The sequence below is a fragment of the Bacillus sp. JJ1764 genome (assembly GCF_036962145.1).
GTDB lineage: Bacteria > Bacillota > Bacilli > Bacillales > Cytobacillaceae > Neobacillus.
Genome location: NZ_JBALNY010000126.1, coordinates 48,259 through 63,627, shown reverse-complemented (window position 1 = coordinate 63,627; position 15,369 = coordinate 48,259). Strand labels below are relative to the sequence as shown.

Annotated in this window: 15 protein-coding genes and 1 pseudogene; 1 reads left to right on the top strand and 15 read right to left on the bottom strand. The window is 39.6% G+C overall.

The window, feature by feature from the left end:
* From V7083_RS17205 to V7083_RS23850, 12 genes and pseudogenes are all read right to left on the bottom strand, one after another.
* Nucleotides 1-963: recombinase family protein (locus V7083_RS17205; RefSeq protein WP_335480096.1), on the bottom strand; the 963-nt coding region annotated here is incomplete at its 3' end.
* 278 nt (nucleotides 964-1,241) lie between these two features.
* Nucleotides 1,242-1,475 (bottom strand): YozE family protein, encoded by a 234-nt coding sequence (locus V7083_RS17200; RefSeq protein ID WP_335480114.1) that lies wholly within the window; start codon nucleotides 1,473-1,475, stop codon nucleotides 1,242-1,244.
* 470 nt (nucleotides 1,476-1,945) lie between these two features.
* Nucleotides 1,946-2,227, bottom strand: coding sequence for a YokU family protein (locus tag V7083_RS17195; protein ID WP_335480094.1), 282 nt, complete (start codon nucleotides 2,225-2,227; stop codon nucleotides 1,946-1,948).
* Nucleotides 2,228-2,238: 11 nt separating this feature from the next.
* Nucleotides 2,239-3,666 (bottom strand): lysine 2,3-aminomutase, encoded by a 1,428-nt coding sequence (gene ablA / locus V7083_RS17190; protein WP_335480091.1) that lies wholly within the window; start codon nucleotides 3,664-3,666, stop codon nucleotides 2,239-2,241.
* Nucleotides 3,667-3,785: 119 nt separating this feature from the next.
* A complete protein-coding gene (locus V7083_RS17185; protein WP_335480088.1) occupies nucleotides 3,786-5,189 on the bottom strand; it encodes a sigma-54 interaction domain-containing protein in 1,404 nt (467 codons plus the stop codon).
* A gap of 63 nt (nucleotides 5,190-5,252) precedes the next feature.
* Entirely contained in the window at nucleotides 5,253-6,107 is an 855-nt protein-coding gene (gene ablB, locus V7083_RS17180) for a putative beta-lysine N-acetyltransferase (protein ID WP_335480086.1), read from the bottom strand.
* Between the two features lie 149 nt (nucleotides 6,108-6,256).
* A pseudogene (locus tag V7083_RS17175) lies at nucleotides 6,257-7,493 on the bottom strand (peptidase).
* A gap of 66 nt (nucleotides 7,494-7,559) precedes the next feature.
* Nucleotides 7,560-8,225, bottom strand: coding sequence for a 3-oxoacid CoA-transferase subunit B (locus V7083_RS17170; protein WP_335480083.1), 666 nt, complete (start codon nucleotides 8,223-8,225; stop codon nucleotides 7,560-7,562).
* Nucleotides 8,210-8,902, bottom strand: a complete 693-nt coding sequence (locus V7083_RS17165; protein WP_335480080.1) for a CoA transferase subunit A — start codon at nucleotides 8,900-8,902, stop codon at nucleotides 8,210-8,212. The genes V7083_RS17170 and V7083_RS17165 overlap by 16 nt, the downstream gene beginning before the upstream one ends.
* Nucleotides 8,902-10,254, bottom strand: a complete 1,353-nt coding sequence (locus tag V7083_RS17160) for an aspartate aminotransferase family protein (protein WP_335480078.1) — start codon at nucleotides 10,252-10,254, stop codon at nucleotides 8,902-8,904. Before V7083_RS17160 ends, V7083_RS17165 begins: the two co-directional genes overlap by 1 nt.
* Before the next feature lie 185 nt (nucleotides 10,255-10,439).
* Nucleotides 10,440-11,906, bottom strand: a complete 1,467-nt coding sequence (locus V7083_RS17155; protein WP_335480075.1) for an NAD(P)/FAD-dependent oxidoreductase — start codon at nucleotides 11,904-11,906, stop codon at nucleotides 10,440-10,442.
* A 186-nt stretch (nucleotides 11,907-12,092) separates the two neighbouring features.
* A complete protein-coding gene (locus V7083_RS23850) occupies nucleotides 12,093-12,254 on the bottom strand; it encodes a YjcZ family sporulation protein (protein ID WP_438823738.1) in 162 nt (53 codons plus the stop codon).
* A 117-nt stretch (nucleotides 12,255-12,371) separates the two neighbouring features.
* Between V7083_RS23850 and V7083_RS17145 the strand changes: the two genes are divergently transcribed.
* Nucleotides 12,372-12,962 carry a DUF502 domain-containing protein gene (locus tag V7083_RS17145; protein WP_335480112.1) on the top strand — a complete coding sequence of 197 codons (591 nt, stop codon included), beginning with the start codon at nucleotides 12,372-12,374 and terminating at the stop codon, nucleotides 12,960-12,962.
* A gap of 10 nt (nucleotides 12,963-12,972) precedes the next feature.
* On the opposite strand, the gene msrB is transcribed toward V7083_RS17145, so the two are convergent.
* The 3 genes from msrB to rsgA all read right to left on the bottom strand — a co-directional run bounded on the left by msrB (nucleotide 12,973) and on the right by rsgA (nucleotide 15,102).
* Nucleotides 12,973-13,407, bottom strand: coding sequence for a peptide-methionine (R)-S-oxide reductase MsrB (gene msrB, locus V7083_RS17140; protein ID WP_335480073.1), 435 nt, complete (start codon nucleotides 13,405-13,407; stop codon nucleotides 12,973-12,975).
* The gene (msrA, locus tag V7083_RS17135) at nucleotides 13,404-13,943 is read right to left on the bottom strand and encodes a peptide-methionine (S)-S-oxide reductase MsrA (protein WP_335480070.1); all 540 of its coding nucleotides are present in this window, start codon (nucleotides 13,941-13,943) and stop codon (nucleotides 13,404-13,406) included. Before msrA ends, msrB begins: the two co-directional genes overlap by 4 nt.
* Before the next feature lie 94 nt (nucleotides 13,944-14,037).
* A complete protein-coding gene (gene rsgA, locus V7083_RS17130; RefSeq protein ID WP_438823737.1) occupies nucleotides 14,038-15,102 on the bottom strand; it encodes a ribosome small subunit-dependent GTPase A in 1,065 nt (354 codons plus the stop codon).
* Between the last annotated feature and the right edge of the window lie 267 nt (nucleotides 15,103-15,369).

The following is a 15,369-nucleotide window of genomic DNA, read 5'->3' as shown; positions in this document are numbered from 1 at the left end:
ATCTCTACAAGTTTTATTACTTATTTTATAAAAACAAGATTTTATAAAATCATTCGCTGCCCTATCCACTTGAATGTATCGTTTTCTTCCACAACAGTTACAATGAATAAGGTTTTGCAGTCTTCGTGTTGCTTTCTTTTTATTAAAAAAATTACCCAATGTATTTTCATCCAGTATTTTCTGAACTTCTAACCATTGTGGCTTTGGAATAATTGGTTCATGAGCATTTTCAACAAATACTTCATCAACTACTCTTCCATTAACTCTTCTACAAGCTTTGACCACCCCATAATAAACAACATTTCTTCTTGCTGCTGAAATATGTGATGTTGTTAAAACTTTGCCACTCCTGCTTCTCCACCCCAGTGTATCTAATTGTTTGGCGATTTCATTCGCGCTAACCCGTTCTAAAGTTTTTTCAAATATGTGCCTGATTATTTTTGCTTCCTCTTCAACAATGACTAGACGTTGATTTTCGTCTTTCTCATATCCCAATGGTTCCTTATTACTCATTGTCCACCTTCCTTGCTCAGCGGCGGCCAAACGCCCTCTACCCAAACGCTTACGAATTTGTTTATATTCAAAATTTGCTAACATTGCTTGGAATGAATATAGCATTTCATTACTTTCTTGAGTAAGATCAATAGCCCCTTGAGGTGTCAATATTTTAATATCGTGAGCGATCAACATCGTTTTGACCTGTTCAGCATATGCATTGTCACGGGAAATCCGGTCTATATCCATTACTAAAAGATAATCGTATTCATCTAACTTTTTAAGTAAATTATTCATTTCCGGTCGTTGAGTATTAACACCACTCGATATTTCTTGATATATGTCAAAAGTTAATTTATGTTGGTTGGCCAGTTTAATTAGAGCATTTCGGTGACTTGTTAATATTTCTTCAATATTCAATTGCTCCTCATTTCTTGATAAACGCAAATATATTGCAGCCAATGCCATTTTTTCGTTCCACTCCATATGTTATATATATTCAAATTTTTCATTTTTTTATAACGAATAAAATTAGAAACATAACATCTGTAATTTTACCAACTGTTCCATATATGGTAATCACGACTGTATCGCCAATCACATATTTTGGTTTTTTTCTCCTCGCCATTTCCTCCCATCCTCTCAATTGTACTTCTTGAAGTTTGTTTACATTAGTATATGCGGGAGCTTTTTCAAAAGCGAATGGCTTTTAGAAAATGAAAAAATCGCCCCAATCAAGGCGATTTTCATTTATATTGGTGCTTTTTTTCTGCATTCTGGTATTGCTGCCATGCGTCATCAAAAATTGCCATGGATTCCAAATAATGACCATTCAGTTCAAGATAGGAGCTTAGTTCATCATATTCAAATGAATGTTTCGGAAACCCATGATCCATGTAAGCGTGATTAGCAAAACGACTAATAGAGTCCTTTGGATTTGGATGACGATATTTCATTAAAAAATGATAGAATGATTTGATCATCTATTGTTACCTACTTTCCGTCATATTACCGAATACTATAAAGGATTCTCCATTATTCGTCTAGTTTTCCTCTTAAAACAAATGGCAGCCTGTTTTCATTAAACCTACAAGTTTCGTTGTTCATCACCCCGATGAAGTACTGTTCCTTTTTGGATCGATCCCATTTTGTCTTTCATCACACCAATGAAAGACAGTTCCTTTTTGGCTCGACCCCATTTTGTCTTTCATCACACCGATGATAGACAGTTCCTTTTTGGCTCGACCCCATTTTGTCTTTCATCACACCGATGAAGGACAGTTCTATTTATGCTCGACCTCATTTTGTCTTTCATCATACCGATGATAGACAGTTCCTTTTTGGCTCGACCTCATTTTGTCTTTCATCACACCAATGAAAGACAGTTCCCATAACACCATACCAAGTTTTGTCTTTCAAAACAAAAGCAGCCCAAAGGCTGCTTTATTTATCAGGAAAAATCAAAATAGTTTCGTTTTAATAAACGAGGTATGGTCATTAATTCTTCAAAGGTAATCGTTTTGCCTACCTTTTTACAATCTATTAAAAATAATTGATCCTCGATTTCTTTCACAATCGATTCTTTTTGATACACCATTTGACAATCGGGACAGGTGATCGTGGGAGCATCGGTTATTTCAATTGCTCTTGTTCCATCTGGCAATTCCCAATAAACTGAACCGGAGATCATTTCGGCATTTGGTGCCTGGCACCATTCACAAATTTCTTTCAACAAAATCCCTCCTACTCGTTTACGGAGTTGGCTTCAGATTTTTCTGTAGATGGACTATCTTTTTGCACCATGGCCTGGTATTTCTTTTCCTTCATTTCATCGCGTTTGCCACGTTTATCTTTAAGTGTAGAATGAGATGGATCCTGATTATATTGATTTCTTCGATTTAATCGTGACAACCCTTCAGGAATCAAATTGAAATGCTCATCGTTCATGATGCCGGCGATACCTATTAGCGATTTTTTCTCATCCATATCCGGATATACTTCCTTAAAATAACCCTCAGCTCTTCCCGGAACGTAATTTTCCGGCTCTGGATAGGAGGTAATAACCCCTTCAAAATTGCGTAGTACAACCTTTTCAGCACTCTGAGAGATTAAATAATTGGGCTGCAGGGCAATTTTTCCGCCACCGCCAGGAGCATCGACGACAAAGGTTGGCACAGCATAGCCGCTAGTGTGCCCGCGAAGTCCCTCAATGATTTCCAACCCTTTTGAGACAGGAGCACGGAAATGACCAATCCCTTCTGATAAATCACATTGATAAATGTAGTAAGGGCGGACACGAATTTTTACGAGGTCGTGCATTAAGCGCTTCATAATCGGCACACTGTCATTAATTCCGGCAAGAATGACCGATTGGTTCCCGACAGGTACACCGGCATTTGCGAGCATTTCACAAGCTTTTTTAGAATCCTCGGTGATTTCAATGGAAGTGTTAAAATGGGTATTCAGCCAAACGGGGTGATATTTTTTCAGGATATTGCAAAGATTTTCGGTAATCCTTTGCGGAAATACTACTGGAGCTCTTGTACCGATCCGAATTATTTCCACATGATCAATTTCACGTAAGTTTTTCAAGATATATTCCAAAATATTATCGTTGATTAACAGGCCGTCACCACCGGATATTAACACATCTCTTACTTGTGGTGTTTGGCGAATATAGGAGATGGCAGCATCGAGTTGTTTTTTAGGGACTCCCATTCCGATTTGTCCGGAAAAGCGTCGTCTAGTACAATAGCGGCAATACATCGAGCACTGATTGGTTACCAAAAACAGCACACGATCGGGATAGCGGTGCGTCAACCCTGAGACTGGTGAATCTTCATCCTCATGAAGCGGATCTTCTAAATCATATTTCGTTTTATAAATTTCCTTGGAGATTGGAACAGACTGCATGCGAATCGGACAGCGCGGATCATCTGGATTCATGAGTGAAGCATAATAAGGAGTAATATTTAGCGGGATGGTTTTGGTTGAAATGCGAACGCCCTCCTCTTCATCAGGCGTCAAATGAATGACCTTTTTCAAATCATCTAATGTGCGAATGGTATTCGTTAGTTGCCATAGCCAATCATTCCATTGCTCTTCCGTCACGTCTTTCCATAGTTCAATATCTTTCCAATACCTCGCTGGCTTATATAAAAATTGTTTCATGCACCATTCCTCCTACATATGCTTTACTAAATAATATGCAAGGAACGTGCCAACGCTAAAAGTAGTAACAGCCCTTTTGTTAAGGCATTCATTATTTATGAGAATAAAAAACGTGCCGATTACTCGGCACATTCAATGGCTACCTTTTTCAATTTGTATTGCAGAGTTTGTCTGGGAATTTCCAACAGCTTTGCCGCATGTTTGACATTCCCATTACATTGATTCATCGCATCGATAATTAACCGTTTTTCTAAATCGTCGATATTTTTTCTTAATGACATGCATTCCTTATTTTCAACTTTCTTTATGACTGGCCTTTGCTGCTGCAGCATGAATGGCAAATCTGTGCAAGTTAAACTGGATCCTTCACACACATTCATCATATACTCCAACGTATGCTTTAATTCTCGGACATTTCCAGGCCAAGGATATTCTTCGAGAAACAGCTCCAACTCTGGATCTAATTGATGAATGTTTTTGTGCAATTTTTTATTAAATTCTTTTAGAAAATATTCCGTTAAAAACAGGATATCCTCCTTCCTCTCTCTTAATGGAAGAAGGGAAAAAGTAAATACGTTTAAACGGTAATAAAGATCGGAGCGCAAGTTCTGATTTTGAAGAGCTTTGCTTGGATGGACATTCATCGCGGCAATCACTCTGACGTTCACCAAAATATTTTCCGAGCTCCCCACCCTTCTCACCATGCCATCTTCCAAAACTCTAAGCAACTTGGCCTGAAGCTCAATGGGCATCGTATGTAATTCATCCAAAAAAAGGGTACCGCCGTCGGCCAGCTCAAATAAACCTTTGCGATCAACCGCACCTGTATAACTTCCCTTTGAAGTACCAAACAGGATACTCTCCAGCAATGTTTCCGGGATTGCCGCACAATTCTGCGCAATAAACGCGCCATTTGTTCGTAACGATTCATGATGAATTCCTTGGACAAATAGCTCTTTACCGGTACCGCTCTCACCATATACGAGAATCGGAGAATCTGATTTTGCCAGCTTCCTTGCTTCGTCCTTTAATTTTAAAAAAAGAGGATGGATGGTCTTAAGATCGTTTAATGTATAGTTTACTTGTCTGGTTGTCTTTTTTCTGCCCGTTTTATTTAATCCCCTTTGCAAATCAAGCAGTCGTTCCGAAAGAATTTTCATTCGTGAATAATCCTTGGCAATCTCCACAGCCCCAATGATTTCTTCCCCTACAAAAATGGGCAAGGTCGTGTTGATGGTATCAATCCTCGAGCCATGTAGATTAACGTACTCCTGGGTTTGGTTAAAAATCGGCTTCCCCGACTTAATCACCTTCAATAAAGTGCTGGATTCTTTTGTAAGGGAAGGAAAGGCTTCAAATAGGTGCTTTCCTAATACCTCATTCACTTCCATCCCATCATGTCTGGCAGCCACTTCATTATAAAAAATGGTTTTTCCATCTATATTCACAACATGAATACCTTCATCGATACTTTTTAAAATTGCCGTTAATACTTCTTGCGTTAACGCAGTTAATTGGACCATGTCTGCCCCCCATTCCCATCAACATGAATCAGTGCCTAATTTTCAGCACGCAAAGCCAAATACCTAGCAGCTTGCCAAATCTTTCACCCACATATTCATGTTTTCAAGCTTGTCATAAATATAGACATTATTCATTAACCTGCCCCGATAAGCAAAGCCCAATTGGAATAACACGGCATTCATCCCAAACGATAATGCACGGGCGATCGAATAGGCACAATAGATACCTTTTTGTTTTAATTCCTTTTCCAGTTCAATTAGGATCAATTTCATCAACCCGTATTTCCGATGTTCCGTTAGCGTTGCACAATCGGTTAACTCGGCATTTTTATAAAATAAATTCAACTCCGCAGACGCAGCGCTCACGATTTTCCCCTTATAATAATAACCATAATAAATCGTTCCTTCCTTCATGGTCTTTTTTATATAGGCCGGGTCATGTAATGGGGTTGGATAAATTTGAAAAACGTGCTTATACAAAGTAGAAAGATCGTCTGCACAACTTTCATTTACTTTCCGTAACTCATATTCCTTTGGTGGCAATGATTTTTGAGAATTAACATTTAACTGATAAATACTGTGAATCATACCATCTTCGGTAACCCAATGATCGTTTTTCTTTCGTTCAGATGTATAATATTTTGTGAGTAAATAGGCATCAGAACCGTGAAAATATCGATCAATCATGCCCTCAGGCTGAAGACCAAACTCAAAAAAAGGAATGATGTCCTCCTTGCGCCCTTTTATTATTAATTTTTCCGATTGGTGCTCATGGACCAATTCCTCGACCTTACTCAGCAATTGTTTTAGATTTCCACGGTAGTCATCCACTCTAATCCGTTTGTTAAATGGGTCCAGACAAACCTCAAGATAATAGCTGCTCTCGTCTATATAAACAGTAGTTGCCAATTGATTCATCGAGGTCACTCCCTTTTATTCGAAAAAATGCCTGGCCCGGGGAAAGCCAGACATTTTTACTAAAATAACTATTCNNCTATTCTTAATAAAATATTACTTGAATTTTCACTATTTTTCTAGATTTACTTTTTGTAAGATTTTACAGAAGCCTAAATTTCTTCCTGTACCCCACACCAATTTAATATAGTTAAGGCAATAATTTCACTTGCTAAAAACATATCTTCTAGATGGATATGTTCATTGGCGTCGTGGGCAACCTCTGTAATACCCGGCCCAAAAATAACCGCAGGGGTATGGCCAAAGTTTGATAGAATTCCTCCATCCGTTCCCCAAGGACTAGCTTCTATAACTGGATGCTGCCCTTTAATCTCTTTATAACTAGCGGAGAGTTCGGTAACCAAAGGATGCTCCTCATTCAAACTGCCTGGCTGCCATCTGCCGCCAAACCACTCAATGGATAATGGATGGTCTTGAAACCAAGGATCGTGCTGATTAAGCTCTGCCAGACAATGTTCCATTTCTAATTGGGCTGCTGGGATTGTTTCCTCAGGTGCAACCCCCATTCTCCCTTCAATAATCGCGGTATCTGGGACAGAGGATGGCCACTCGCCGCTGTTCATTTTTCCGATATTAATAGGAATGGGAATTGGGATATTTTCGTAAAAAGGGTCTGTTATACGTTCATTCCGGTCTTTTTCTAATTTTTGCAGCCTTTGGATAACAGCTAGTGATTTTTCAATCGCGTTAACCCCTTCATATCTTGTACCACCATGGGCCGCTTTTCCTTTTACGGAAATTCGGAACCACATTGAGCCTTGCTGCTTCGGAAAGACCTTCATGTTTGTTGGTTCCGGAATGATGGCACCGTCTGCTTTGTATCCTCTTAATACTGCAGCCAAAGTACCTGCTCCACCGCTTTCTTCCTCTATTACACTCTGAAAAATAACATCACCCTTAAGCTTAGTTTTGGTTGCAATAATTGACTCCATTGCCATAAGTAAGGCAACGGTGCCCCCCTTCATGTCGGTTGCACCACGGCCATATAATTTACCACACTCTATATGGCCACTAAAAGGATCCTCTTTCCAGCTTTTTTCGTCACCAACAGGAACTACATCAATATGACCGTTTAAAATCAAAGATTTTCCGCCACCTGTACCTTTTAAGATGGCAACCAAATTTGGATTCCCATCGAAACTGGTGNNAGCAATATGCCTCATGTTTTTTTAACTCTTCCCCGCCAATTTCCCAAATATCCATTGTTAATCCAAGCTGACGGCATTTTTCAATTAAAACGGCTTGGGCACCGCTTTCATTGCCTCTTGTGCTATTCTCACGCACCAAAATTTGCAATAATCTAGCTCCTCTAGCTCGATTCTCCTTCATCCAAGTTTTAATTCGTTCTTTTTGATTGTTCAAATACCACCACTCCCTTTAAATACTCAGAATCGATTAATAAGAGACTTTTCTAATATTTTCACTAATGGTAAACTCACACTCAGTCTTTTTGATTACCTCGTTCAGGTTATATGGCGAGAATAATTCTGTTAATTGTAAACCTTTGTCAATAACTCTAAAAACCGCCAACTCGGTTATAATGAGATCAACACATGAGGAGGAAGTAAGAGGAAGAGTACATTTCTTAACGATTTTTGGCATTCCATTTTTATCACAATGATTCATTAAAACAATTACTTTCTTTGCCTTTTGGGCCAATTCCATGGCACCGCCCATGCCAGGCACCCTTTTACCGGGGACAATCCAATTGGCCAAATCCCCTTTTTCACTGACCTGCAAGGAACCTAATATCGTGATGTCTACTCTCCCTTTTCGAATCATCGCAAAAGCAGTGGCACTATCACAATAAGAACCTCCAGGATTTAAAGTGACCGGAAAACCTCCAGCATTACAAAGGTTTTCATCCTCTTCACCTTTTCTCGGTGTGGGACCCATTCCGGTAATCCCATTCTCAGCATGAAACATGACACGGAAATTTTTATTAAGGTGATTAGGGACAAGAGAAGGGATGCCAATACCTAAGTTGACCACCATTCCATTTTGGATTTCCTCTGCTGCGCGTCTCGCTAACATATTTCGAATATCTACTCCCATGCCCATTTCCAATTTACTCCTTTCGAGGGAACGATATAATCTACAAATACCCCGGGAGTTATAATTTCTTCAGGGTCAAGACTGCCAAGAGGGACGATTTCCTCCACTTCGGCTATGGTTATATCCCCAGCCATCGCAACTAGTGGATTCGTGTTACGAGCACTTTTGTCAAAAATCAAATTTCCATACTCATCTGATGTCTTTGCAAAAACGATTGAAACCTCAGCCTTCAGCGCTGTCTCCACCAAGTATTCTTTCCCGTTTAATTGAAAGCGAGGTTTGTTAGTAGCAACAATTTCATTATCTAAACCAATATCTGATAGAATAGCAGGGAGACCTACTCCACCTGCACGTATTCGCTCCGCTAATATACCCTGTGGCGAAAACTCTACATCCAGCCTCCCTTCATGCATAAACTTTCCGGCAAACGGATTCGAGCCAATATGAGAAGCAATTACCTTTCTTGCTCTTCCACGGCTAACTAATTTACCAATGCCAATTTCAGGAAATCCTGTATCATTTCCAATCAGTGTCAGATTGTTCACTCCTTTTTCAATAATGGCATCAATGATGGTTGGTGGAGTTCCAACACCTCCAAAACCCCCAAACATTAAAGTCATCCCATTATGGAAAAATTTCATAACTTCCTCTATTGTTGTGATTTTTTTAAATGAATTTTCCATTAACTGTCACCTACATTTTCCGAAATTTCATTTAAAAAGGCTGTAAAGGTTTGTTTTAGTAAACTTACCAATTCAACCATTTCATTAGTTGTAATGGTTAATGGAGGAGATACAATAACGGCATCCCCATGCACCCCGTCTATGCCGGCTCCTGCTGGATAAAGAAGTAGTCCCCTTGCTTTGGCAATGGAAATCATTTTACTGGTCACCTCCATATTCCTTGGGAATGGTGCTTTTGTTTTCTGATTTTCCACAAATTCAATTCCCAATAATAATCCTTTACCCCGAACATCTCCAATAAAGGAAAATTGGTTCTTCAATTTTTCCAATTCAGTTTTCAAGTATACTTCCTTCGATTCTACTCCTTTTATAATCTGGTTCTTTTTCAAATATTGGAGAACTGCCAGAGAAACGGCACATGATTGTGGGTTGGCGCTTAATGTATGACCGCTCATAACGGATTGTGACCCTGCTAATATAGGGGCCATTACTTTTTCACTTGCCACCGCTGCGGCAATTGGGGCATATCCTGCGCCCATCCCTTTTCCTAATGCAACGATATCCGGAACGACCCCCCACTGCTCACAGGCAAGCATCGTCCCAGTCCTCCCAAAACCAGTCATCACTTCATCAGCAATGAACAGAATATGATAGCTATCACAAATCTGTTTAATTGTTTTTAAATAGTCTTTTGGCGGAGCAATAGCACCTCCTGCAGCCCCAATTACCGGTTCTGCGATAAAAGCAGCTATTTGATTCGCACCAATTCGATTGATCGCTGTCTCTAATTCTCTCGCACATAAATATTGACATGAAGGTGCCTCAAGATTGTAGGGACAGCGATAACAATAGGGTGGATGGACGACTGGAAACTCCTCTAAAAGCGGGACAAAACGTGCCCTTCTACCGGAATGTCCTGACATAGAGAGTGCCCCTAAAGTGATGCCATGATAACTGACCCACCTGGATAATACCTTTGTTTTTGTAAAAATCCCTTGTTCCTGCCAATATTGAATCGCCATTTTCATCGCTGTTTCTGTTGCTTCGGAACCACTGTTTACAAAAAAACTCCAGTTTAAGTCACCGGGAGTCCATTGAGCAATTTCCGCTGCTAATTCCTCTGCTGCTTTGCTTGTAAACTGGGACCTGTAAATAAACGAAATCTTGTTAGCCTGTTCATTCATAGCGTCAATAATTTCTTTTACCCCATGTCCAATATTTGCGGTTACAGCACCGGAAGCAGCATCCAAATATTTTTTACCATTTATATCGTATAAATAGACCCCTTTGCCATAATCAATCATCGGGTATTCTTCGCCTAGCATTGGTTTGATTAAATATGATTGTTCCAACCTTTACCACTTCCCTTACGTAATGAAGTCAGTCCTATTAAAAGTGTATGATTCGATATTTTGTTTCTTTCATTGAAATAATGTTTAAAGCAAAGAAAAAAACAGACACCATTCATGTCTGTTTTTTTAATAATAATAGTAATCGATCTGTTACTTTACTTTCTCTGTATGGTAGGGTAAGTACATTAAACTTGAACTGATTCTCTTCCTACTTTTGCTGCTTGCTTCTCAATAATATCCCGGGCAATCCAGACTCCGCAGGCACTTGCCTGTGCAAGTCCTCGTGTGATCCCTGCCCCATCACCACCGACATAGAGACCATTAATTTCAGTTTCAAAACGTTCATTTAGCTTTGGTCTTGCGGAATAAAATTTTGCTTCTACCCCATAAAAAAGGGTATGTTCAGAAGCAAGTCCAGGTGTTACTTGATTAAGTGCCTCAGTCATTTCAATCAAACTCTTTAAAGTGTTATAAGGAAGAACTAATCCCAAGTCGCCTGGTACAGCTTCCTTTAAAGTCGGCTCGATAAACCCTTCACGAATTCTCTTTTCAGTAGAACGGCGGCCCTTAAGAATGTCACCGTATTTTTGTACAATCAATCCACCGTTTGATAACACATTGGCCAATCGGGAAATCTCATGAGCGTATTCATTCGGCTTATCAAACGGCTCTGAAAACTTATGTGAAACCAGCAAGGCAAAGTTTGTATTCGGGCTTCCCAGCTTCGGATCTTTATAAGCGTGTCCGTTTGCAAGCATGATCCCGGAGTGGTTCTCCACCACAACGTGGCCGGAAGGGTTGCTGCAGAATGTTCGAACCCTTGTACCAACTGAGGTATTAAACACAAACTTCCCTTCATATAAATGTTCGTTGATTTCCTGCATAACGATATTCGAAGTTTCCACACGGACCCCAATATCCACTTGATTACTAGACATTTTTAAGCGGCGTGATTTCATAATATCTGTCAACCATTTTGAACCATCACGACCGGGTGTAATGACGACCCTATCCGCATAAACATGTTGGTCACCCTTAATATTAATCCCTTTGACGACATATCCGTCAGCTGTTTTTTCTGTTATTAAATCCTCTACTTCTAATTTAAATCTCATATCAATTTTATCTTTTAAATACTCAAAGATACTCATCAAGATTTGCAGATTTTGCTCCGTTCCGAGGTGGCGGACCTGGGCGCGCAGGAGCTTCAATCCGGCAGCATAGCCACGGCGTTCAATATCCTTAACAGCATCTGTTAACGGATCGGTAATGCTCTCGGTTGCTCCGTGCTGCAAATTAATTTCATCTACATAGCGTATTAATTCAACTACTTGAGAATCCGGAAGGTAATCAGTCATCCAGCCGCCGAATTCACTTGTAATATTAAACTTTCCATCCGAATAAGCACCAGCTCCACCAAATCCATTGGTAATCGAACAAGCTGGCAAACAGCCTGCAAATTCTTTTCTTCCGGACGCCGGTGGGCATTTTTCAATCTTCTTTTGTAAAATGGGGCAATTTCTCCGATAAATATCATGTCCTTTATCCACTAATAATACCTTTGTGTTAGGCAATTTTAGCGTTAGTTCATAGCAGGTAAAAATGCCTGCAGGGCCAGCACCCACTACAATCACATCATATCTCGTATCCATTGTCAAAAACCCCCATGTCTTGAATTTCTTTAACCATTGGTAAATATATCAGACATTACCCCACTCGTCAACATTAAATACGAACTATTTATAGAATATATTATTTATTGTTCGTGTTTTGGTTTATGTTTGAAAATACAAAAAATGGCTGATTCTCTAAGAATCAGCCGTCCTAACGCCATATTATTAATATGCCCAGCTAGCGCCAATAATGATTAATAGAATGAACAATACGACGATCAATGCAAATCCGCCAAAACCAAAGCCAAAACCGCCGCCTCCGTAACCATAACCGCCTACAGGGTAGCCGCCGCAGCATCCATCCATACCATATCCATAACCATACATTCGCATTCACTCCTCTAAGAATGTTTCTTTCCCTGTTACTTTATGAAGTAGATGCTTGACCCGTATGTGCAAACGCCTATATTATTTTAAGGACAGGATGAAATGTAGGTGAGAAAATTGAAAGCAATCTTGAAAAACTTTATAAATGGAATCTTGACGATCGTTCCAATTATCCTTGTAGTTTATGTAATCTACAAAACGTTTATTTTTCTAGACAGTCTTTTAGGAAATACTCTTAAAATTTATTTTAAGGATGATTACATACCGGGGATTGGATTATTAACTACAATTGTGTTAATAACTTTGTTAGGATGGATGTCTACAAAATTTGTGACAGGTAAATTAATAAAAATCATTGATCGAATTTTAGATAAAATTCCGATCGTAAAAACCATTTATTCCGTCATAAAGGACACGATACAATCATTTTTAGGCGAAAAGAAATCTTTTTCAAAAGTGGCGTTAGTAGTGATACCTGGTACGGAAATGCGAAGTATCGGCTTTATTACTTCCGAACAATTGGAGGATTTCTATAGTCCTCTAAAGGATCATGTGGCAGTCTACATTCCGCAAACCTTTCAGGTGGCGGGATTTACCTTTTTAATCCCAAAAGAACAGGTCGAATTGATGGATGTAAAACCTGAAGATGCAATGAAATTTGTATTATCCGGAGGAATGACTTCAACAGCAAAGCTAAAAAGCCGCTAAATGCGGCTTTTTACTTTTCTTCAAATAGTTTTATAAATTCTGCATAGCCTGCCTCTTCAAGCTGATCCTTTGGGATAAATCGTAACGCAGCAGAATTAATGCAATATCGGAGGCCAGTTGGCGCAGGACCATCATTGAAAACATGTCCCAAATGTGAATCAGCCGTTTTGCTTCTTACTTCTGTCCGAATCATAAAATGGCTGTAGTCGGATTTTTCCAGCACTTCTTCTTCCTCGATTGGCTTGGTGAAACTTGGCCATCCACAGCCTGCATCAAATTTATCCAGAGAACTGAACAGCGGCTTACCTGACACAATATCCACGTATATGCCTTCTCTCGTTTCATTCCAAAATTCATTACGAAACGGGGGTTCTGTCCCGTTATTTTGCGTCACTTCAAATTGGATTGGCGACAGAGTCTTTTTTAATTTCTCTAGATCCTTCATTTTTTCTGATCCCCCCAATGTTCTTTTATAAACCCAGCACGGCCGGAACCGATATGATATCTCTCATAATGAACTGGATTTTTTTTATAATACTGCTGATGATACTCTTCGGCGGGATAAAAGGTTTTTGCCGCTAAAATAGGAGTTACGATTGGCTTACTAAATCGGCCGCTCTCTTGCAACGCCACCTTAGAATCTTCTGCTAGCTGTTTCTGCTGCTCATTATGATAAAAAATCGCGGTTTCATACGATTGTCCACGGTCATAAAATTGACCCCCGGGATCCGTTGGGTCAATTTGTTGCCAGAATAATTCAAGCAGCTTTTCGTATGGAAAAACTTCCGGATCGTATGTTATTTGCACGGCTTCGTAATGACCTGTTGAATCGGAACAAACCTGCTGATAGGTCGGATTTTCAACGGTACCCCCTGTATACCCTGAAATGACGTTGATGATGCCTGGTTGCTGGTCAAAAGGCTTCACCATACACCAAAAGCATCCCCCGGCAAACGTTGCCACCTGATAGGACTGATCCATGTTACCCACCCCTTTTTGTGTTTAATATGAGTATACAGAAAGTCTCCATCAGATTGCAAAAAGCCGAACCAATGAGAATGGTTCGGCAACTTCTTTATCGAATTTTTCGTTGTTTCATTTGCTTATGGATATTCTTCCACTTTTTCTTTTCTTCAGCCTGAGCCCGCTTATCTGTTTTCCGCTCAATAAAAGCTAACTCGCGCTGCAGTTTATTGTAACTTGATAGTCGGTTGACATCAATTTTGCCTTCTTCTATGGCTTTCAAGACGGCACAGCCAGGTTCATCATTGTGCTCGCAATCCCTAAATCTGCATTCTTTGGAAACTTGTTCAATTTCAGAAAATGTTTCTGATAATCCATCTGCACTTTCCCATAACTGCAGTTCTCTCATTCCTGGGGTATCGATTAAAATACTGCCATTTGGAAGCAAAATCATTTCCCGATGTGTGGTGGTATGTCGACCCTTATCATCATCAAGCCGAATTTCTTTTACTAATTGTTTATCAACACCTAATAGGCGATTCGTTAAGGTGGATTTACCAACTCCTGATGAACCCAGTAATGCAATAGTCTTCCCCGGTAGTAAATAGGGATCCAAATGATGAAAACCTTCCTGAGTTTCTGCACTAATTGGTATGACTGGAACACCGTAAGCAATGGCTTCTACTTCAGCCACCTTCTCCGCCACATTCCCACACAAATCAGCTTTACTTAGAATAATGACCGGGCTTGCACCGCTTTCCCAGGTTAATAATAGATAGCGTTCCATTCTTCTAAGGTTTAAGTCTTCGTTTAAAGAATTCACCAAAAAGACTGTATCCACGTTAGTGGCAACGATTTGTTCTTCTGTTGTCAAACCAGCTGTTTTTCTAGAAAATTTACTTTTCCTAGGGAGTATACCAGTTATGGTTCCTTTGCCATCATCTATTCTTGGCTTAATGATTACCCAGTCGCCAACAGCGGGGTAATCCTCTCGGCTAAAGGCTTGATAGTTGAATTTCCCAGATACTTCGCATAATAGTTCACCATGTTCTGTCCAAACGCGGTACATTTGTTTATGTTCGAGAGCGATCCTGCCTAGAATCGCATTATCTTCTGTTTTTAATTGTTCAAAATCGGTATAGATCTTCTCCGTTAATCCAATTGTTAATAAGTTCAATGTTAATTCCTCCAGCGAAAATAATTTGAGTTGGCTTTCATGCCATAACAGATAAAAAACCATGGGCAGACACAGCCCATGGTTTTATTCGCAGGAAGGAATAAACGTCAAATATCTCTATAAAGAGACACTATGGGCTGTGCAGATACTAAAATTTTTCTTCACAATTCTATTCCATTGAATAAACATTGCACATCACCCACTTTCCAACTTATTTGTTTTTAGTATATGTTTATAATATCCATTTGTAAACAAAAAATGAAAAAA